The following is a 20,098-nucleotide window of genomic DNA, read 5'->3' as shown; positions in this document are numbered from 1 at the left end:
TTTACCAAGGAGTTTTCCGTTTCGACTGCGCCGGAAGTGGGGCGAATTATAGACACATGAAATCTGCCGTCAACTGCTAATTTGCTTTTTCTATCAGAACGCTGAAAACCGGCGGCCGGGAGCAATGCTACCTATATAGAAGAACACGCCCCTCCCCCTCTGCCATCACCGACGAAAGCTGCAACCCATTCACACCATCATTGCCGTCGATGTTCACCATCGACCCAATGAAGTTCTCTTAAAATTCGTGACGCGTAACATCTGCTCCATACCAACCCACAACACCCCGGAGCACACACTTATGAAACGCCAAATCATTCTCGGCCTCGCCTTCTCAGTACTCGCCGCTAACGTGTTTGCCGAAGGTGGTTCCGACCGTCTGCAACAGAACCGCGTCGCCGAAGGTGGCTCTGACCGTCTGCAACAACACCGCGTCGCCGAAGGTGGCTCTGACCGTCTGCAACAACACCGCGTCGCTGAAGGTGGTTCCGATCGCCTGCAACAGAACCGTGTCGCCGAAGGTGGATCCGATCGCCTGCAACAGAACCGTGTCGCCGAAGGTGGCTCCGATCGCCTGACCCAGAACCATGCATGAATCGCTGGACCGAAGTACTCAACGAAAAAGCCCGGCTGATCAAGCCGGGCTTTTTTTCGCCTTGCGTTACCCCTCGCCGCTCCCCGCTCGCGCCATGCAGCGCTGATAGCGCTCATCAACCCGCTTGGCAAACCAGGCTGTGGTGAGTTTGCGGGTGATTTTGGGACTGTGCAGTTCAATACCCGGCAGTACAGCCCTGGGCAGCGATGATCCCTGAGCTTTGTCAGCCAACTCGAATACCTTCCTGTAAAGTTTGCTGTCCTCAAATGCCAGACTGTCACCCAACTCCAACTGCTCGCGAATAGTGCTATTGCGCATCCCCAGGCGCTTGCCCAATCCACGCGCCGCCAGCTCAGTCGAACCGGGCAGAAGCGAGCCATAACGAATCAAGTCGCCATCTAGCGCCAGCGATCCACCGGTTACACGATTAAGTGCCGCCTGAAACGCTGCATTTCGACTGGCGTACCAGCCGGCATTAAAGTCGGCAAAGCGGTACAGCGGCACCCGATAGCTCACGGGGTAGCCGAGCAGATGAGCGATGCCAAAGTACATACCTCCACGCTGGGTAAACACTTCCCGGCGAATAGAGCCATCCACCGGATACGGATAGTCACGTGCATGCTGTTCGGCAAAAGCGATGCTGACTTGCATTGGGCCGCCGGTATGCACCGGATTGAAACCGCCGAACAGGGTCTTGCCCATGGGCACCCGGCCAATGAAGTCATCAAAGATGGCGCTGAGCTCCTTTTCACTGCGCGCAGCGTTCAACCGGTTACTGTAGCTTTTGCCATTGGTCGAGCTCACCTCAAGGGCCGCGCGCACCAGAAAGCCGGGGATGTGCACCTTGGCAGCCCGTCGATCAATTTCATCCCTGGCAATTTTGCCCAGCCCCGGCACCTTCGGATCGGCTTGAAAAGTCGACTCCTGCTCGGTCACCGCCAGCACCGAACACAGGTTCTGCGTCGTGACCGGAATCGATTGCTTATCAAAAGCGGTATAAATGTCAGTGGCCCACCCTTCGCGGTCCTGGGTTTTGGCCGGCAACAGGGCTTCGATTTGCGCCTTGACTTGCGCCGGTTTCGGCGTTGCCTGACGCGTGCCCTGGCTGGCACATCCGGCCAACAGCGACAGCAGCAACAGACTGATGATCAATGGATTGAATGGCATGGCGTGGCTCAAGTGTCCTTTTGACGGGCCTGGCGAAGCGTGAACCTTAGCCTCGGCGTTCTGCCAGTGGAAAAGCAAGCGAGCGTGCTCTTCAATGAACAATGGTCTGCGGCTTTCTGACATTCGACCTTCTGCCGAGTTCGCCACGCCTGCATGCCCCATTACGTTAATAAGAGGGCGCCACGATGAACCGCAGCGATGTCCTGATTATCGGTGCGGGCCCTACTGGGCTGGTACTGGCGCTATGGCTGAGCAAACTGGGGATCCGCGTGCGCATCCTCGACAAAAGCAGCGCACCGGGCACCACTTCCCGCGCCCTGGCGGTACAGGCCCGCACCCTTGAACTGTACCGGCAACTCGACCTCAGCCAGAGTGTGATCGACAACGGCCATAAAGTTCCGGCAGCGAACCTGTGGGTCAAGGGCAGGCCAGTCGCCCACCTGCCATTCGCGACCATCGGCCAAGACCTGACGCCTTACTCCTTCCTGGAAATATTCCCACAGGACCAACACGAACAACTGCTGATCGAGCGCCTGAGCCAGTTCGGTGTCGAAGTGGAGCGCAACACCGAACTGATCGGTTTCTCCGAGGACGACGATGGCATCAGCGCACAACTGCGCTTGCCCGACGGTCAGTCACAAACCTGCCAGGCCTGCTACCTGGCCGGTTGCGACGGTGCCCGCTCCATCGTGCGCAAGACCCTCGACATCGATTTTCAGGGAGGCACCTATCAGCAGGTGTTCTACGTGGCCGATGTCGACGGAACCGGCCCGGCCTTCAACGGGGAACTGCATGTGGACCTCGATGAAGCGGATTTCCTCGCAGTCTTCCCCATGGCTGGCGAGGGCCACGCACGCTTGATCGGCTCGGTGCGCGATGAGCGCGCCGAACAGGCCGAGGCACTGCGTTTTGAAGACGTCAGCCAACGTGCCATCGAGCACATGCAGGTCGAGGTCACGCGCCTCAATTGGTTCTCCACCTACCGAGTGCATCACCGGGTCGCCGAAACATTTCGGCTCGGCCGGTCTTTCTTGCTCGGCGACGCCGCCCATGTGCACAGCCCGGTCGGTGGTCAGGGCATGAACACCGGGATTGGCGATGCGATCAATCTGGCCTGGAAGCTCGCGGCGGTGCTCAATGGCGGCGCCGGAAGTAGCTTGCTCGACAGTTATGAAGGCGAACGCATCGCCTTCGCCCGCAAACTGGTGGCCACCACCGACCGGGTGTTCAGTTTTGTTACCGCTGACGGACCGCTTGCAGATGTGATGCGCACGCGCGTGGCACCTTATCTGTTACCGAAAATGGTCGGCCTGGAGCGGGCGCGGGAATTTCTGTTTCGCACGGTCTCGCAGATCACCCTGAACTATCGGGGTATGGCGCTAAGTGTCGGCCATGCTGGCGCCGTTTTCGGTGGCGACCGCCTGCCCTGGGCGCAGGACGCCGAACACGACAATTTTGCCAGTCTCGACAGCCTGAACTGGCAGGTGCATGTGTACGGCGACACCAGCGATGAAATGCGCGCCTGGTGCGCCGAGCATCACCTGGCGCTGCAGGTCTTCGCCTGGTTGCCGGTGCACGAGCAAGCGGGCCTGGCGCGCAACGGCTTTTATCTGTTGCGACCGGACACCTACGTGGCCATCGCCGACCTGTCCAGCGATCCGAAAGTCATCGAGCGCTACTTTCGCGATCACGGGATCAGGCCTTACCTCGGCTGAGCGTCGGATCAGATACCGCTCAGGGCCAGGTCCATCGCGAAATAGGTGAAGATCAGGTCCGCACCGGCGCGCTTGATTGCGCCCAGGCTTTCGCGCACCACCCGCTCCTCATCAATGGCCCCTGCCGCCGCGGCGAACTTGATCATCGCGTACTCGCCACTGACCTGATAAGCCGCCAGCGGCAGGCGCGAGGCTTCGCGGATATCGCGGATGATGTCCAGGTAAGCACCGGCGGGCTTGACCATCAGCGCGTCGGCCCCCTCCTGCTCGTCGAGCAACGACTCACGCACGGCTTCGCGGCGATTCATCGGGTTCATCTGGTAACTTTTGCGGTCGCCCTTGAGCGCACTGCCGCCCGCTTCCCGGAACGGACCATAGAGCGCCGAAGCGAACTTGGTCGAATAGGCCATGATCGAGGTCTGGCTGAAGCCGGCCTGATCCAGCGCCCGGCGAATCGCCTGGACCTGGCCATCCATGGCCGCCGAAGGCGCAATCACATCGGCCCCGGCGCGCGCGGCGGCCACCGCCTGCTTGCCCAGATTGATCAGGGTCGCATCGTTGTCGACTTCGCCACCGTGCAGCGTTCCGCAATGACCATGGTCGGTGTATTCACAAAAACAGGTATCGGACATGACGATCATTTCCGGCACCGCGTCCTTGCAGATCCGCGCCATGCGCGACACCAGGCCGTTCTCCTGCCAGGTGTCGCTGCCATGGCCATCCAGATGATGGGACACGCCGAAAGTCATTACCGACTTGATCCCCGCCCGCGCGTAACGCTCGATTTCCCCCGCCAGTTTCGACTCCGGGATCCGCCGCACGCCCGGCATGCTGGTAATGGGCACGAAGTCGTCGATTTCTTCCTCGACAAAGATCGGCAGCACCAGATCATTGAGGCTGAACTCGCTTTCCTGGAACAGGCTGCGCAGTTGCGGGGTGCGCCGCAGGCGACGAGGACGGGCTTCGGGGAACTGACTGGACATGGGAGGTTTCCTGACACAAATGAGCGACACAAGGCAGCGAGCTTATGCCCGCCAATGCTGAGGATTCAAATGCAGATCCGGCAACAGTTTATTGCGAATTCGGTAACAGTCTGTCGTTGTTGTTAAGGGCTGCGAAGAACCTTGCCACCGCAGGGTGGCAACGTGCGCGATCAGGGCTTGGGGATTTCCAAGCCGCGAATTACCGCCGGACGGGCAAGGAAACGCTCCAACACGCGGGTCACGTTCGGGAAGTTATTGATCCCCACCAGGTCGCCGGCCTCGTAGAAGCCGATGAGGTTGCGCACCCACGGGAAGATCGCGATGTCGGCAATGGTATAGCGCTCGCCCATAATCCAATCGCGGCCCTGCAGGCGTTCATCGAGGACCTTCAACAGTCGCGCACTCTCGGCAACGTAACGGTCACGGGGACGCTTGTCCTCGTAGTCCTTGCCGGCGAACTTATTGAAGAAACCCAATTGCCCGAACATCGGGCCAATACCCCCCATCTGAAACATCAGCCACTGCAGCGTCTCGTAACGCGCCGCAGACTCCTGCGCCAGCAGTTGCCCGCTCTTGTCCGCCAGATAAATCAGGATGGCGCCGGACTCGAACAGCGCCAGCGGCTTGTCGTCAGGGCCATGGGGGTCGAGGATGGCCGGAATCTTGTTGTTCGGATTCAGCGAAAGGAATGCCGGTGACATCTGGTCATTGGTTTCAAAACTCACCCGATGCGGCTCATACGGCAAGCCGATTTCCTCGAGCATGATCGAGACTTTCACGCCGTTGGGTGTCGGCAGGGAATACAGTTGAATCCAGTCAGGAAACTGCGCTGGCCATTTTTCAGTAATCGGAAAAGCTGACAAATCGGTCATGATTCACATCCAGTGACAGTTTAACGGCTGACGTTTGGCCTTGCCCGGGGCACAGGGCCGACCTATAGCGCCGCTAGCTTATCGCCTGTGCGCCGAGGCCGGCATCTTAAATCAGAAACATTCTGTCGCTAACCTTCACCACGCACGCACGCCACCCCGGATAAAGTGCGCGCCCGCAGACGCCTATCGAACCAATGGCCGTCAATGGACTCTGAAGCCTGCGAGTTTGTAAGACTAATCGCCCAACGACATGGAAAACCATCCGAAGCCGGGAGCTTGCGGTGGAAAGGTTTGTCAGCCTTAACCTGAATGTGCTGAAGAACGATTACCCGATGAGAAACACACAAAAGTTGAGCCAACGCCTGAAGCAACGCGCTTTCGTGTTCTTCCCCGCCTTGTTGACAACCTGTGCCCTGCTCCTCTCCCTGGAGTCCAGCGAAAGCCGTGCGCAACCAGCCGACGGCACCCAGACCCTGGTGTTTCTGCGACATGCGGAAAAGCCCGCGGGCGGCCTGGGTCAACTCAATTGCCAGGGTCTGAACCGCGCCATCGACCTGGCGCAACTGCTACCGGAAAAGTTCGGCAAGGCTGATTTCGTGTTCGCCGCCAACCCGACCCGCAACGTCGAGGAAGGCGAATTCGATAACTCCTACAGCTACATCCGCCCACTGATGACCATCAGCCCCAGCGCTATCAAACTGGGATTGCCGGTGAACATCGAATTCTCGGCCAACGACACCAGTGAACTGGCCGACGAACTGCTCCACGACAAGTATCACAACTCGACCATCTATACCGCCTGGTCCCACGGCTACCTGCCGGAGTTGATCAACAAGGTGGCGCGCGAGGCGGTCGGCGGCAAACAGTCGATCACTGACGATTGGGAATCCGGCGACTTCGACTCGCTGTACGTCCTCACCCTGACCTGGCACAACGGCAAGGCCACCTTGCAGAGCCAGCACTACCGCCAGGGCCTGGACAACGGCGAACAGACCTGTCCGACCTGATCGCCTGTGACCAGGCGTCAGCGTCTGCGGGCAACAGGCTAGTATCCGCAATCTGTCGCGGCTGCCCTGTACCGGCACCTGAGCAAGTCCCTGCGCCCGCATCGAATTTGCCCGATCGGCAATTGGAATGAATTTTTCCCGCGAGGGGGAATCACTCTAGTACGACAGGGAGGAATAGCGGCACATGATCAACGCAAAATTATTCGTCATTGAATACACCCTTCACGGTGTGCCCAAGTCTTTCATTATCCGCCAGGAAAAGATGGACAACGCTGAGGCCTGGCACTGGGCCAGTTGTGACGCCGGGGTGGGGAGAATTGGCCGCTTCGGCCGGGAAAAAGTGAAGAAGACCAGCAAGCCGATGGCGGAAAAGTTCGGGATCGAAAACGTCACCTGGCGACCCGCTCAATGAGTCATGCCGTCGATTGAAACACGTGGAGCCGGATTGGCTCCACGCGCATTGGCAGTGTCCTCAAGTGTGAGCGCCCTTGGCACATTTGCAGCCCGCTGTGGTGCAGGCTTCGCCGTGCTCATGATGTTTGGCGCAGCCTTCACAGCAGTAATGTTTGCCATGTCGCACTACCGGGTGTTCACCCAGTTTGCAGTTGCAATCGCGGCAATCGCAGGTGTCCGTTTTCATCGGTATGACTCCATTGATGTGGTCGTCCGGAAACGGCGAGAGTGCCGCCTCTGATACACAGACCACAGTCAACGGAGGTCGGTTGCAATGACGTGACTGGCGGTCCTGACAGTCAGTCAGCCTGGCGCACGCTGCTGCGGTACATGAAGACCAGGGCCAACGCCAGGCACACCATGGCCAGCATTCGACGGGTGGACAGCTCGATGGGTGGATTACCCAACCAGCCGAAATTGTCGATTAGCATGCCCATGCCCAGCTGGCCCAGTATCACCGCAACCGTCGCCACGGCCGTTCCGACCCGGGGCACCGCGCCGACCATCACCAGCATGTAGACCACGCCGAACAAGGCGCCGCTCAACTGCCACTTGGGCACCTCGAGCAGACTCACGGCATGCGCCGGTTCAAAGAACAAGATCAACAGGGCCGTAACAATCGCACCCACCACAAAAGTCAGCAGACTGCTGCGCAAGACCCCCACCGCCTGGCCCAGACGACCATTGATTGCCGCCTGCACACTGAGTACTGCACCGGCGCCTACCACTAACAACAAAAGCAGCAAATTCATCCTTAACCCCACGCAATCAGAACAAGCGCTACGACAATCAACAGCAACGCGAGCCAGCGTTCGTGATTGACCGTCTTGCGTGCCGTACCGAACCAGCCGAAGTGATCTATCAGGACACTTTTGCACACTTGCCCGGCGAGGATCGCGATCATGGTCATGGCTATCCCGATCATTGGCGTGGCCAGGGTCAGCACCACCACATACACCGGTCCAAGAAGGCCGCCGATCAATTGCCAGCGCGGCAAGGTGTTGAGGGCCGGCCCAGGTTGCGGCCCGCTGAACAGCAACAGCAAAAACAGAAGGGCCGAGCCGACCCCGAAAATACTCAGGGTCGCCCACAAATGCCCGACTTGTGCCCCCAAGGGGCCGAGCAGCCCTGCTTCAACGGACAGCCCCATACCCGCGAGGATCACCAGCGGCAACAGTAACAACCGAGAGATCGGGCGCGAGACGGGCGTGACGGCGAGCGAGGTCGCCTCTGGGGAAACAGTCGATGACATGGAGTACCTGCACAGCAATCAAAAGAATGACGGCAAGTATCGGCTAGTGCAGCTTTGCGAAAAATGGGATTCTACTGACAACTCTTTTGCGTAAATCGCACAATAGGATTGTCCATGCAGGGTCTCGATCAACTGAGCTTCAAGGCACTCCGCCTGTTCATCGCAGTGCTGGATCACGGCAGTTTTTCCGAGGTAGCCCGTCGCGAAGGGCTCGCGCCTTCGTCGATCTCGCGACAAATCCAACTGATGGAACAGGCGCTCAGTCAGCAATTGATCTATCGCCACACCCGGGCTGTCACCCCGACTGAAGCAGGACGCCTGTTGGCCCATCATGCGCGATTGATGCTGGTGCAGGCAGAGGAAGCAGAACAGGCCTTGCAAGAACAGCAAAGCGAACCCAGCGGCCTGGTTCGCATCAACGCACCGGTGGTATTCGGTCACCTGCACCTGTCGCCGTGGATCGCCGAACTGCATCGACGCCATCCCAAGCTGCAACTGGATATCCAGCAAACCGACAGTTATGTCGACCCGCTCATGGCAGGCGCCGACCTGCTGTTTCGGATTGGCGCCCTGCACGATTCGAGCATGCAGGGCCGCGTGGTGGCGCCACAGCGATTTCATGTTGCGGCAAGCCCGGCCTACCTCGCCCGCCATGGCACGCCTGCCCAACCCCACGAGTTGCTCCAGCATCAGTGCCTGGCCTACAAGGGCGATGCCGGCGTGCAGCGCTGGTTCTTCCGTCAAGGCCAGGATGATTGGGCCCCCTACTCGGTCCGGGGCCCGCTCACCGGCAACCATGCCGACACCCTGACCCAGGCCGCCGAACAGGGCATGGGCCTGGTGATGTTTCCTTCGTGGTTGATTGGCGAGGCGTTACGCCGGGGCACGCTGGTACAAGTGCTCAGTGACTTCCAGGTGTCCAACAGCCTGGAACCGCAACAGATTGCCATTCTCTGGCCAGGCAGCCGGCGCCTGTCGGTGAAGGTTCGCGCAGTGATCGACTTCTTTCTCGAACGGTTTGGCGCGGTGCCTTATTGGGACCGATCCTGACGCACGCCTTCACGCCAGCAACTGCAGGATCAACCAACTGTTGGCCGCGCTGATCACCACAAACAGTCCCCACACCAGCACCCGGGTCGGCAAGCGATTGACGAACGGTCCCATCAGTTGCTTGTCGCTGGTCATGCGGATCAACGGGTACAGGGCGAACGGCAGTTGCAGGCTGAGCACCACCTGACTCATCACCAACAATTTGCCGACAGCGCCATCACCCATCAGCCACACGCCGATGAACGCCGGGATCAGCGCCAGCCCACGGGTCAACAGGCGCCGTTGCCAGCAGGGAATCCGCAGGTTCAGGTAACCCTCCATAATCACCTGGCCGGCGATAGTGCCGGTAAAGGTCGAACTCTGCCCGGACGCCAACAGGGCGATGCCGAACAGCACGCTGGCAAAGGCCCCGCCCACCAGCGGATCGAGCATGCGATAGGCGTCCTGGATTTCCACCACGTCGCTATGGCCGCTTTGATGGAACGCTGCCGCGGCGAGAATCAGGATTGCCGAGTTGACCAGCAGCGCCAGGGCCAGCGAGCCGATGGTATCGATGCGCGCCAAGTTGATTGCATCTTGCTTGCTGGCCAAATCCTTGGCGAACAACCGGGTCTGCACGATAGAGGTGTGCAAGTACAGGTTATGGGGCATCACGGTGGCGCCGAGAATCCCAATCGCCAGGTACAGCGGCGCAGCCTCGCTGATCGCCGACAACGACGGCGTAAAGCCCCGGGCCACCTCCGGCCAGTAAGGCTTGATCAGTAACAGCTCGACAAAAAAACAGGCGCCGATGGTGCCGACCAGCACCAGCATGATCGCCTCCAAACGGCGAAAGCCGCGGTTCTGCAAGGCCAGTACCAGCAGGGTATCGAAGGCTGTCAGGGCGATGCCGACTGTCATCGAGCACCCCAGTAACAGGTGAAAGGCCAGGGCACAGCCAAGCACTTCGGCAAGGTCCGTGGCAATGATCGACACCTCCGCCAGCAGCCATTGCACCTTTGCCGTACGCGGGCTGTAGCGCTCGCGGGACAACTGCGCGAGGTCACGGCCAGTGGCGATACCCAGCCGCGAACACAGGCACTGCACCGCCATCCCCGCCAGGCTCGCCAGCAACACCACAAACAACAGGCTGTAGCCAAAGCGCGAGCCAGCCTCGATCGCGGTCGCCCAATTGCCCGGGTCCATGTAGCCGATGGACACCAGCAAGCCGGGGCCGGCAAAGGTTGCCGCCCGTTTCCAGAACGGTGCGTCGGCGTTGACCGGGACACTGCCGGCCACTTCTGGTGGGCAAAACGGAGCTGTCGCAGTCTTGGGCAGGCTGAATCTCACAGGGTATTCCGACAATGGCAGGCGATATCGAAGCTTAGTAGTTTCAAGGCCTGGGGCGAAGCCTTGTATGCTGGGTGACTGCCATCGAACAAGGAACGCTCCGTGCTGCTGTTAAAACTGCTGGTGATCCCCGCTTTCCTGCTGTTGATTTCCCTGGCCGGCAAGCGCTGGGGCCCGAGCGTCGCCGGCTGGCTGTCGGGACTGCCGGTGGTGGTCGGACCGATCTTGTTGTTCCTCGCCCTCGAACAAGGCCCGGCATTCGCCGCCCAATCGGCGGTTGCCGCGCTCTCGGCGATGTTCGCGATGATCACATTCTGCGTGGTCTATGCCCAGGCGGCCCAGCGATGCAACTGGCCAGCGGCGCTGCTAATCGCCTTGTCCGGCTGGAGCCTGGTCGCGGTGGTGCTGTCGCTGCTACCGGCATCGCTGGTGTTTTCCTGCATCGCCGCCGCCACCGCACTGCTGGCCGCACCCTATCTGTTTCCAGCCGTTCAGCCCCTGGCTTCAGGCCCTGCGCCGAAGTCCGACAAACTATTGCTGCGCATGCTCGCCGGGGCCTTGCTGACCCTGGCGGTCACCTTGCTGGCCAGTACCGTGGGCGAGCGCTGGAGTGGATTGCTGGCAGTGTTCCCGGTGCTTGGCAGTGTCATGGCGGTGTTCTCCCAGCAAACTCGAGGCCCGGCCTTCACCGCCGCCTTGCTGCGGGCCACGGCCACCGGCATGTACTCGTTCGCCGCTTTTTGCCTGACCCTCGCCCTGACCCTGCCGCGCTGGGGAGGCTGGGCGTTCGTCATGGGGGTGGCGGTATCGCTGTTGATGCTGCTGGTGACCAAGCGCATGGCGGCGCCCAAGCGTTCCGTCGCCGATCCCTGTCAGAAAGCCCAGCGCTAGCGACCTTGCGTCGTTATTTCCCACGTTCGCGCTGGAGTCATCGCACAGCCTCGTGGGATGATCGCCGGCACCGCGCGCATACCCCGGAGATAGTCATGTCACTGCTGAAAAAGCTCACCGTCCGCCACACCGCCACCGCCTTGTTCCTCTCGGCCCTCACCGTCCTCGGCAGCGCCAGCGTCCAGGCCGCCGACAAGACGACGAGCAAGACCGCACCCGCGCAGAAAGTCTCGGCACTGAGCAACAAATTCGCCTTCACCCTGCCTGCCGGCTTCATTGCCAACCCACTGCCCGGCGGCAACGCCAGTAACGGCACTTCCGGCGCCAAGGGCACCATGTACACCAATCAGCAAACTAAAACCGTGCTGATCATCGCCGAGAACACCTTGCCCGAAGGCCTCAACGTCAAGGACAACGACACGGTGTTTCTCGACGAATCGATCACCGGTTTCACCGCCCAGCAACGCGAAGCCTTGGCCAATTTCAACAAGCAGAGCGAGAAAAGCCTGACCGTCAAGGGTCTGGGCCTGCGTCAGGTCGACTTCACCGCCACCCAGGGCGGCGGCCCGACCCTCAACACCAGCCTGCTGGCCGGCTCCGGCACCCGGATGATGCTGATCCAGGTGATTTCCCGAGTTGATGACAAAGCCGGCCATGCCGCACTGGTCAACGCGATTCTCAGCGGGAAGTAAGCCCTCGGCTCAGCGATTGATCCGCAGTAACCAGGCGTTCAAGTCGCTGATCTCCCCTTCGCTGATGCTGTGACCGAGTCCCGGATAGGCATGAAACTGCGGCGCCAATCCCAGTTTGCGCAACAGGCTGTCCGCGTCGCTCCCATCGGCGAAAGGCAGGCGCTGGTCGTCCGTGCCGTGACCGATGAAAATGGCCAGCGCACCCAGCGCCTTGTCCGCCTTGAGCTGCGTACGCAACACTGGGAGCAACTTGCCACTCAATGCGGCAATGCCTCCCACGGCCGAAGGTTGGCGTAAAGCCACCTCGTAGGACATGATTGCCCCCTGACTGAAACCCACCAGGAACACCTTGTCAGCCGTGGTGTGATACTTATCCGCCGCCTTGGCAACAAAGTCGCCAATCAAAGCAGCGCTGCTCCTCAAGTCATCGCTGTCACCGTCATAAGCCCCCTGGCCCTTGCGGTGAAACCACTGATAACTCCCCTCCTCCAAGGTTTGCGGCGCACGCACCGATAAATAGGTGTAGGACGCGGGCAAGCCATCCTTGATACCAAACAGATCGGCTTCGTTACTGCCGTAACCATGAAGGAAAATCACCAGCGGCTGATTACGCGAATCAGGTTGGGACTGCTCCAGGTAGTTCAACGGCAGATCGGTGTGTAGCAATGGCTCGGCCTGGACGATGGACGATCCCAGCATCAGTACGGCAGCTAATGTCTTGAGCATGGCGATACCTTCACGTTGAGATTGATTAATCGTTGGTCAATTTCCCCACCCGAATCACCTCGCGCCCTGCTACCTTGGCCTGCCAGATCCCGGGTTCGGTATAGCGCGAGCGGTCCAGTGCGAAGAGCACGCCGCTGGTGCCGGCGCGGACCACGGTGACGCGGTCGCTCAAGGGGTCGACCACTTCGAACAAGGGATCGCCCTGCTCAACCCATTCACCGGCTTCGCGCAGGAAACTCACCACGCCATGGTGCGGGGCGAACAGGTATTCGGTGCCGGCAAACGGCAGGCCTTCACAGCATTCAGTCGGCGCTTCTGGCCACTGGCCGTCGATCAGGCCCTGCTCGGCGAGAAAGCCCAGGATTGCTTCGCAGTTCGCCTGGGCCTGTTCGATCCGGGTATCACCCATGCTCCCCAGCTCCAGGGTGGTTGCCAGGTTGGCCGGCGGAATTGCCGCTTCGGGGAAAACCTTGGCCAAGCGCAACCAAGGCGACGAGCAGGACTCGTCGAACGAGCTGCCGCCCGAGTCCTCGCAAAGCAACGCCACGCCGGCTTTCAAGCGCGCCGCCAGCGACTGCCACTGCGGCCAGTGCTGGGGCAGCGCATACAAGTGGATGGCCGCCTCGAAATCGCAATGCAGGTCGAGGGTGATCTCGGCGTCGCAGGCATGGCGCAGCAGCAAGCGGTGCAGTGCCTCAAGTTGCGAAGTCGGCGCGGGAAGTTGATCGAGTACCTGGCCCATGGCCTGGCGAATCAAGGCGACGTTGGCCTCGGCATCGGCGCCCAACTGCGCACCGATCAATTCGGCGACCGGTGCGCTGAGCTCATGGAACGCGCGGTTGAAGTTCTTGCCGCTGCCCAGCTCGAAACGCCCCATGTGCGCACTTTGCAGGTGCTGGTCGAGGCCGATCGGGTTGGCCACCGGCACCAGTTCAATCACGCCCTTGAGCTGGCCTTGGGCTTCGAGGTCGGCAAGGCGCTTTTTCAGTTCCCAGGCGGTGCGCATGCCGGGCAATTCATCGGCGTGCAGGCTGGCCTGGATATAGACCTTGCGCGGGCCGCTGCCAAAGCGGAATACGCTGAGGCTGCGTTCGCTGCCCAGGTGACTCCAGGGCAATCGATGGTCGATACGTTGCATGCTGCTCTCCTGCGAAAAAATTGGACCGCCGGACTCGATCATCCAGCCATAAAAAAAGTGGCGCCCGAGTCAACGGACGCCACTTTTTCAACCGCGAACTTACTGACCGTAAACGTCGAAGTCGAAGTACTTGTCCTGCACTTGCTTGTACTTACCGTTGGCGCGGATTTCGGTAATCGCCGTGTTGAACTTGTCTGCCAGTTCCTTATCGCCTTTACGCACCGCGATGCCGGCACCGCCGCCGAAGTACTTGGCGTCTTCGTAAGTCGGGCCGACGAATTCGAAGCCCTTGCCGGCGTCGGTTTTCAGGAAGCCGTCGCTCAGGTTGACCGCGTCGGCCAGTGTCGCGTCGATGCGACCGGCGACCATGTCCAGGTTGGCTTCCTGCTGCGAGCCGTAACGTACAAGGTTAATGCCGGCCGGTGCCAGCACTTCAGTAGCGTAGCGGTCATGGGTACTGGCGCGCAGGACCCCGACTTTCTTGCCCTTGAGCTCGGTCAACGGGTCTTTGACACCGCTGCCGGCCTTCATCACGAAGCGCGCCGGGGTGTGGTAGTACTTGATGGTGAAATCGACGTTTTTCTTGCGATCGTCGGTGATGGTCATGGACGACAGAATCGCGTCGATTTTCTTGACCTTCAGGGCTGGAATCAGACCGTCGAATTCTTGTTCGACCCAGGTACATTTGACCTTCATCTGTTCACACAGCGCGTCGCCGATGTCCACGTCGAAACCGGTCAGCTTGCCGTCAGGGGTTTTCATCGAGAACGGTGGGTAACCCGCTTCGATACCGATACGGATCGGCTTGGCATCATCGGCCACGGCCGAGAAAGACAATACGGACAGCGCCAGGGCGCCGAACATCGCTAGCTTCTTCATCTATAACTCCTGTGTGCGGAGACTCTTGTTGGCAACATTCGACGGTAGCTTGTGGCTAGTATTTATCGAAGTGGCCGGCAGTCTAGAGCCGCACCGCGCCAGCGAATTATGTCTACGCGACAATTACTTATAGAAAAGTCACTAAGCTATTACTGCACATGAGCCCACGCGCCAGGACGGTGCAAAGCCCTGCAGAATCAGCGCCCGTTGCTACTGATTGCCACCTTTGCGAACTGAAATTGCCTGGAGAGCCGCCATGCCTGAATCGTCGACCTGGTTGAACCTGATCCAGCATCATCCCGCCGAAGGGCCGGGGACTATCGACGACTGGGCCGAGTCCCGCGGCCTGACCCTGAGGATATTTCGCGCCGACCTGGGCCAATTGCCCGAGGTCAGTGCCGCACCGGTGATTATCCTCGGTGGCCCTTATGAATCGAATGCCGGGCCGCAGTGGCTGGCGCAGGAGCGCAAGTGGCTGGCGGCCAGCGTGGACCTCGGTGCACCGGTGTTTGCCATCTGCCTGGGTGCGCAATTGCTGGCCCTGAGCCTGGGCGGCAGCGTGCAGCGCATGCACGAAAGCGAAACCGGCTGGACCACCGTGACCTTCGCCGATGGCCGCAGCTTGCAGGTACTGGAATGGCACGAAGATGCTATCAACCTGCCGCCGGATGCATTGTTGCAGGCCAGCAGTGCGCACTGCCTGCAGCAAATGTATGACGTCGGCCCGACTCGCGTCGGCGTGCAGTTCCATCCGGAATGGAATGCAGCGTCGGTGGCGCTGCTCAACGCGCACTTTGGTGACGAATCGCCGCTGCCCCGCGATCAGGACGACAGCGCCGCCCACCGCCTGGTGTACGACTGGCTGCAGAAGACACTGGATAAGTGGCGCCGGTCCTACACCAGCACCTGAAGGGTCCTCAGCATTCGCACGCCATTGCCGCCGTGGCCGTTGGCATCACGCCCTGACTCAACGTGAACCCCTCATCCAGCCAGCCGGTGACACCGCCGATCATTTCCTTGACCGGATACTCCAGTGCCGCCAGCTTGACCGCGGCCTTGTTCGCGCCATTGCAGTGCGGTCCCGCGCAATACACCACGAACAGGGTGTGCTTCGGGTACGCCGCCAGCGCTGCCGCCGTGATCAGGCGCCCTGGAATATTGATTGCATCGGGCAGGTGGCCGCGCTCGTAAGCCAGCGGCCCGCGCACATCCACCAGGACAAAATCCACCTCCCCCGCCTCCTGACTACTGAAGACGTCGGAACAGTCGGTTTCAAAGCTGAGGCGACTGCTGAAATGCATCAAGGCAACAGCGGACGATGCAGCAGGTGTCGAGCGAACCAGGCTGGGCATGGCGATTCTCCAGATCAATGTGGGTGTGAGGCCACTGTATCGAAGGGCCGCAAAGCGCTACAGTGGCGTACCAGACACTCACCGGGAACTTTCCGCCAAATGCACAACCTGCCCGGCACCGTTGCCATCCTGGCGTACGATGGCCTCTGCACCTTTGAATTCGGGATCGCCGTGGAGATCTTCGGCCTGGTGCGGCCGGAGTTCGATTTTCCCTGGTATCAGCACTGCATTGCCGCCATCGACCCTGGCCCGATGCGCGCGACCGGGGGCATTCAGGTGCTGGCCGACGGCGGCATGGAACTGCTGGAAAACGCTCGCACCATCATCATTCCCGGCTGGCGCAGTCGTCACGAGCCGGTGCCGCCAGCCTTGCTTCTGGCTCTTCGCCAGGCCCATGCGCGTGGGGCACGCTTGCTGTCGATCTGCTCCGGGGTCTTCGTTCTGGCCGCCACCGGCTTGCTCGACGGTTTGCGGGCGACCACCCACTGGCGCTACACCGATGAATTGGCCGAACGCTTCCCGAATATCCTGGTGGATCCCGAGGTGCTGTATGTCGATGCCGGCCAGTTGATCACCTCGGCCGGCAGCGCCGCCGGCATCGATGCCTGCCTGCACCTGGTGGCGCGGGACTTTGGCACCCAGGTGGCCAATTCGGTGGCACGGCGCCTGGTGATGTCGCCGCAACGCAGCGGCGGCCAGGCGCAATTTATCCCGGCCCCAGTCAGCCGCACCCCGCGCAGCGATCTGTCGCGGGTCATGCAATGGGCTCGAGAACGTCTGCACGAACCACTGCAAGTGCGCGACCTGGCGAGCCAGGCGGCGATGAGCGAGCGCACCTTCCTGCGCCGGTTCAGCGAAGCCACCGGTGCTTCACCGAAATCCTGGTTGCAGCAACAACGCCTGGCCCGCGCCCGGGAACTGCTGGAGAGCAGCCGCCACAGCAGCGAAAGCATCGCCGAACAATGCGGTTATCGATCCGTGGAGAGTTTTCGGGTGGCGTTTCGCACCGTGGTCGGCTTGCCGCCGTCGGTGTATCGCGAGCGCTTCGGCCGCGAGCTTTGAGCGGACTGAAAACGCCAACACCCGCCAGCGCTACGAACGCGGGCGGGTGTTGGCAGAGGGCGCAGGTTAGCGGTCGCTACGCAGCATTTCCTTGGGCACGTACTTGCCGATCTCAAACTTGCCGATCGCCGCGCGGTGCACCTCGTCCGGACCATCGGCCAAACGCAAGGTACGCTGCATGGCGTACATGTAGGCCAGCGGGAAATCGTTGGACACCCCGGCGCCACCGTGGATCTGAATCGCCCGGTCGATCACCCGCAATGCCACATTCGGGGCGACCACCTTGATCTGCGCAATCTCGCTTTTCGCCACCTTGTTACCCACGGTGTCCATCATATAAGCGGCCTTGAGGGTCAGCAGGCGCGCCATGTCGATTTCCATCCGCGAGTCGGCAATCTTGTCGACGTTCCCACCCAGGCGGGCCAGCGGCTTGCCGAACGCGGTGCGATTGACCGCACGCTTGCACATCAACTCCAGGGCACGTTCGGCCATGCCGATCGAACGCATGCAGTGGTGAATGCGGCCCGGGCCGAGGCGACCCTGAGCAATTTCAAAGCCCCGGCCTTCGCCCAATAGAACGTTTTCATAGGGCACGCGGACGTTATCGAACAAGACTTCGGCATGACCATGGGGCGCATCGTCGTAGCCGAACACCGGCAATGGACGCAGAATTTTTACCCCAGGGGTGTCCACTGGCACCAGGATCATCGAGTGCTGGGCATGCCGTGGCGCATCCGGGTTACTCAGGCCCATGAAGATCAGGATCTTGCAACGCGGGTCGCAGGCACCGGAGGTCCACCATTTTTTGCCGTTGATCACCCACTCATCGCCATCGCGCACGGCACGGGCCGCCATGTTGGTGGCGTCCGACGAGGCTACGTCCGGTTCGGTCATGGCAAACGCCGAACGGATCTCGCCGCGCAGCAGGGGTTCGAGCCAGCGCTGTTTCTGCTCTTCATTGGCGTAACGCACCAGCACTTCCATGTTGCCGGTGTCCGGCGCCGAACAGTTGAATGGCTCGGGGCCGAGCAGGGAGCGGCCCATGATTTCCGCCAGCGGTGCGTATTCCAGGTTGGTCAGGCCCGCCCCCAGTTCCGACTCTGGCAGGAACAGGTTCCACAAGCCTTCCGCCTTGGCCTTGCGCTTGAGCTCTTCCATGATCGCGGTGGGCTGCCAGCGATCGCCTTCGGCGACCTGGCGTTCAAACACCGCTTCGGCTGGATAAACGTACGCATCCATGAACGCGGTGACGCGTTCACGCAGTTCCTGAACCTTGGGCGAATAAGCGAAATCCATGGGCAGTTACCTTTTTTGACCAGGTGGTGAAGTCGTTATGGAGGGCATGAATCGATGCTAGATCAGCTACGAAAATTTACCTAGCCTATTCTCGGCGTGTATTAACATTCATCACCGATATATGATCGACTTATCGAGCCACCTGCTCCCATAACAAAAGCCAAGAGCGAAATGCCATGAATCTAAGCAAGGTCGACCTCAACCTGTTCATCGTTTTCGACGCCATCTATACCGAAGCCAACCTGACCCGCGCCGGGCAGATTGTCGGCATTACCCAGCCGGCGGTATCCAACGCTCTGGCCCGCCTGCGCGAGACTTTCAACGACCCGCTGTTCGTGCGCACCGCCCAGGGCATGGTGCCGACGCCGATGGCGCAAAACATCATCGGCCCGGTGCGCAATGCCTTGTCGCTGCTGCGGGTGTCGGTGCAGGAAAGTCGCATCTTCAACCCGCAACAGGCGGTCAAGACCTACCGCATCAGCATGACCGACCTCACCGAGGCGGTGATCCTGCCACCGCTGTTCCAGCGCCTGCGTCGCCTCGCCCCGACGGTGATCATCGAGAGTTTCCTGTCCAAGCGCCGCGAAACCACCAAGGAACTGGCTGCCGGACGCCTCGACTTCGCCGTCGATGCGCCGCTCAATACCGACCCGCAAGTGCGTCACGTCAAGTTGATGGAAGACCATTACGTGTGCGCCATGCGCAAGGGCCATCCAATGGCGGGCAAGGAAAAGTTCAGCCTCGATGATTACCTGGGATTGACCCATATCCATATTTCCAGCCGCCGCAGCGGGCTGGGTCATGTCGACCTGGCGTTGGGCAAAATGGGCATCCAGCGCAAGATCGCCCTGCGCTCCCAGCATTACCTGATGGCCTCCCAGGTGCTGCAGCAAACCGATATGGTCATGACCGTGCCGGCCCGCTTCGCCCGCCGCCACGAACTGCATTCGTTCCCGCTGCCAGTGAAGGACGTACCGCCGGTGGCGACCCACCTGTATTGGCACGAAAGCACCGACCAGGACCCGGCCAACCGCTGGATGCGCGAGCAGATGATCGAACTGTGCCAGCAAGTCACCGCCCATGAGAAACAGCTGGATAAGGTGTAGGAACGGTGCAGTGAATCCTGTAGCAGCGCTGCGCTTGAGCGATCAACCGCAACGCTGCTTGACGTTTACGTCAACCTGACATTAGCTTAGCGCCATGACCCCACTCTCGAGCGCGCCCATGAGCAGCCAGACCTACAGCATTTCCGACCTCGCCCGCGAGCTCGACATCACCACCCGTGCCATTCGCTTCTATGAAGAGCAAGGCCTGCTCAGTCCCGAGCGTCGCGGGCAGGAGCGGATCTATTCGCCACGGGACAAAGTCAGCCTGAAACTGATTCTGCGTGGCAAGCGTATCGGCTTCTCCCTGGCCGAATGCCGCGAACTGATCGAACTCTACGACCCTTCCAGCGGTAATACCAAGCAATTGCACAGCATGCTGGCCAAAATCACCGAGCGTCGCGAGCAGCTTGAACAACAGTTGCTGGACATCGAGCAGATGAAGCTGGAACTCGACACTGCCGAAGAGCGCTGTGTCCAGGCGCTGGAACAGACCCTCAAGAGCCAACAGGCCGCACAGTCACACTCCTAACCGC

General features: G+C 60.6%; 23 protein-coding genes. 11 read left to right on the top strand and 12 right to left on the bottom strand.

Annotation, left to right across the window (positions count from 1 at the left end; translation table 11 throughout):
* Positions 1–301 precede the first annotated feature (301 nt).
* A complete protein-coding gene (locus NR126_RS21520; RefSeq protein ID WP_256831207.1) occupies positions 302–595 on the top strand; it encodes a hypothetical protein in 294 nt (97 codons plus the stop codon).
* 66 nt (positions 596–661) lie between these two features.
* Here the strand turns inward: NR126_RS21520 and NR126_RS21515 are convergent, their stop codons facing one another.
* Complete coding sequence (locus tag NR126_RS21515; protein ID WP_256831205.1) at positions 662–1,762, bottom strand: DUF1615 domain-containing protein; 1,101 nt, start codon at positions 1,760–1,762, stop codon at positions 662–664.
* A 185-nt stretch (positions 1,763–1,947) separates the two neighbouring features.
* On the opposite strand from NR126_RS21515, the gene NR126_RS21510 reads away from it, so the two are divergent.
* Positions 1,948–3,477 carry an FAD-dependent oxidoreductase gene (locus NR126_RS21510; protein WP_256831204.1) on the top strand — a complete coding sequence of 510 codons (1,530 nt, stop codon included), beginning with the start codon at positions 1,948–1,950 and terminating at the stop codon, positions 3,475–3,477.
* Between the two features lie 8 nt (positions 3,478–3,485).
* On the opposite strand, the gene hemB is transcribed toward NR126_RS21510, so the two are convergent.
* Positions 3,486–4,460: a porphobilinogen synthase gene (gene hemB / locus NR126_RS21505; RefSeq protein WP_027618834.1), complete on the bottom strand. Its 975-nt coding sequence runs from the start codon at positions 4,458–4,460 to the stop codon at positions 3,486–3,488.
* A 170-nt stretch (positions 4,461–4,630) separates the two neighbouring features.
* Positions 4,631–5,332 carry a glutathione binding-like protein gene (locus NR126_RS21500; protein WP_105755330.1) on the bottom strand — a complete coding sequence of 234 codons (702 nt, stop codon included), beginning with the start codon at positions 5,330–5,332 and terminating at the stop codon, positions 4,631–4,633.
* 332 nt (positions 5,333–5,664) lie between these two features.
* Here NR126_RS21500 and NR126_RS21495 point away from each other — a divergent pair, with 332 nt between their 5' ends.
* A complete protein-coding gene (locus tag NR126_RS21495) occupies positions 5,665–6,339 on the top strand; it encodes a hypothetical protein (protein WP_027618832.1) in 675 nt (224 codons plus the stop codon).
* A gap of 184 nt (positions 6,340–6,523) precedes the next feature.
* Positions 6,524–6,751, top strand: coding sequence for a DUF6555 family protein (locus NR126_RS21490; protein ID WP_027618831.1), 228 nt, complete (start codon positions 6,524–6,526; stop codon positions 6,749–6,751).
* Positions 6,752–6,811: 60 nt separating this feature from the next.
* Here the strand turns inward: NR126_RS21490 and NR126_RS21485 are convergent, their stop codons facing one another.
* The 3 genes from NR126_RS21485 to NR126_RS21475 all read right to left on the bottom strand — a co-directional run bounded on the left by NR126_RS21485 (position 6,812) and on the right by NR126_RS21475 (position 8,044).
* Entirely contained in the window at positions 6,812–6,979 is a 168-nt protein-coding gene (locus NR126_RS21485; RefSeq protein ID WP_027618830.1) for a metallothionein, read from the bottom strand.
* A 112-nt stretch (positions 6,980–7,091) separates the two neighbouring features.
* Positions 7,092–7,544 carry a DMT family transporter gene (locus NR126_RS21480; RefSeq protein ID WP_027618829.1) on the bottom strand — a complete coding sequence of 151 codons (453 nt, stop codon included), beginning with the start codon at positions 7,542–7,544 and terminating at the stop codon, positions 7,092–7,094.
* Positions 7,545–7,546: 2 nt separating this feature from the next.
* Positions 7,547–8,044: a DMT family transporter gene (locus tag NR126_RS21475; protein WP_105755332.1), complete on the bottom strand. Its 498-nt coding sequence runs from the start codon at positions 8,042–8,044 to the stop codon at positions 7,547–7,549.
* A gap of 114 nt (positions 8,045–8,158) precedes the next feature.
* Here NR126_RS21475 and NR126_RS21470 point away from each other — a divergent pair, with 114 nt between their 5' ends.
* A complete protein-coding gene (locus tag NR126_RS21470; RefSeq protein WP_256831195.1) occupies positions 8,159–9,094 on the top strand; it encodes a LysR family transcriptional regulator in 936 nt (311 codons plus the stop codon).
* A 9-nt stretch (positions 9,095–9,103) separates the two neighbouring features.
* Here NR126_RS21470 and NR126_RS21465 read toward each other — a convergent pair whose 3' ends face one another.
* On the bottom strand, positions 9,104–10,423 hold the full coding sequence (locus tag NR126_RS21465; protein ID WP_027618826.1) for an Nramp family divalent metal transporter: 1,320 nt from the start codon (positions 10,421–10,423) through the stop codon (positions 9,104–9,106).
* A gap of 102 nt (positions 10,424–10,525) precedes the next feature.
* Between NR126_RS21465 and NR126_RS21460 the strand changes: the two genes are divergently transcribed.
* Positions 10,526–11,314: a hypothetical protein gene (locus NR126_RS21460; RefSeq protein ID WP_256831194.1), complete on the top strand. Its 789-nt coding sequence runs from the start codon at positions 10,526–10,528 to the stop codon at positions 11,312–11,314.
* Between the two features lie 95 nt (positions 11,315–11,409).
* Complete coding sequence (locus tag NR126_RS21455; protein WP_027618824.1) at positions 11,410–12,006, top strand: hypothetical protein; 597 nt, start codon at positions 11,410–11,412, stop codon at positions 12,004–12,006.
* Positions 12,007–12,015: 9 nt separating this feature from the next.
* Here NR126_RS21455 and NR126_RS21450 read toward each other — a convergent pair whose 3' ends face one another.
* The 3 genes from NR126_RS21450 to NR126_RS21440 form a co-directional block, all read right to left on the bottom strand.
* A complete protein-coding gene (locus tag NR126_RS21450; protein ID WP_027618823.1) occupies positions 12,016–12,732 on the bottom strand; it encodes an alpha/beta hydrolase in 717 nt (238 codons plus the stop codon).
* 25 nt (positions 12,733–12,757) lie between these two features.
* Positions 12,758–13,870, bottom strand: a complete 1,113-nt coding sequence (locus NR126_RS21445; protein ID WP_027618822.1) for a M14 family metallopeptidase — start codon at positions 13,868–13,870, stop codon at positions 12,758–12,760.
* A 99-nt stretch (positions 13,871–13,969) separates the two neighbouring features.
* On the bottom strand, positions 13,970–14,749 hold the full coding sequence (locus NR126_RS21440) for an ABC transporter substrate-binding protein (protein WP_027618821.1): 780 nt from the start codon (positions 14,747–14,749) through the stop codon (positions 13,970–13,972).
* 256 nt (positions 14,750–15,005) lie between these two features.
* Here NR126_RS21440 and NR126_RS21435 point away from each other — a divergent pair, with 256 nt between their 5' ends.
* On the top strand, positions 15,006–15,659 hold the full coding sequence (locus NR126_RS21435) for a type 1 glutamine amidotransferase (RefSeq protein WP_105755335.1): 654 nt from the start codon (positions 15,006–15,008) through the stop codon (positions 15,657–15,659).
* Between the two features lie 7 nt (positions 15,660–15,666).
* Here the strand turns inward: NR126_RS21435 and NR126_RS21430 are convergent, their stop codons facing one another.
* A complete protein-coding gene (locus NR126_RS21430) occupies positions 15,667–16,101 on the bottom strand; it encodes a rhodanese-like domain-containing protein (RefSeq protein WP_256831179.1) in 435 nt (144 codons plus the stop codon).
* Positions 16,102–16,200: 99 nt separating this feature from the next.
* Here NR126_RS21430 and ftrA point away from each other — a divergent pair, with 99 nt between their 5' ends.
* A complete protein-coding gene (gene ftrA / locus NR126_RS21425; RefSeq protein ID WP_256831172.1) occupies positions 16,201–17,163 on the top strand; it encodes a transcriptional regulator FtrA in 963 nt (320 codons plus the stop codon).
* Positions 17,164–17,229: 66 nt separating this feature from the next.
* Here ftrA and NR126_RS21420 read toward each other — a convergent pair whose 3' ends face one another.
* Entirely contained in the window at positions 17,230–18,459 is a 1,230-nt protein-coding gene (locus tag NR126_RS21420) for an acyl-CoA dehydrogenase (RefSeq protein WP_105755338.1), read from the bottom strand.
* A gap of 176 nt (positions 18,460–18,635) precedes the next feature.
* Between NR126_RS21420 and NR126_RS21415 the strand changes: the two genes are divergently transcribed.
* Positions 18,636–19,565: a LysR family transcriptional regulator gene (locus NR126_RS21415; protein WP_027618816.1), complete on the top strand. Its 930-nt coding sequence runs from the start codon at positions 18,636–18,638 to the stop codon at positions 19,563–19,565.
* 118 nt (positions 19,566–19,683) lie between these two features.
* Positions 19,684–20,094: a MerR family DNA-binding transcriptional regulator gene (locus tag NR126_RS21410; RefSeq protein ID WP_027618815.1), complete on the top strand. Its 411-nt coding sequence runs from the start codon at positions 19,684–19,686 to the stop codon at positions 20,092–20,094.
* Positions 20,095–20,098 lie beyond the last annotated feature (4 nt).

It is taken from the genome of Pseudomonas sp. Pse1 (assembly GCF_024519635.1).
Classification (GTDB): Bacteria; Pseudomonadota; Gammaproteobacteria; order Pseudomonadales; family Pseudomonadaceae; genus Aquipseudomonas.
Note: the sequence above shows the minus strand (reverse complement) of the source record. Positions and strands in the feature narration are given on the sequence as shown.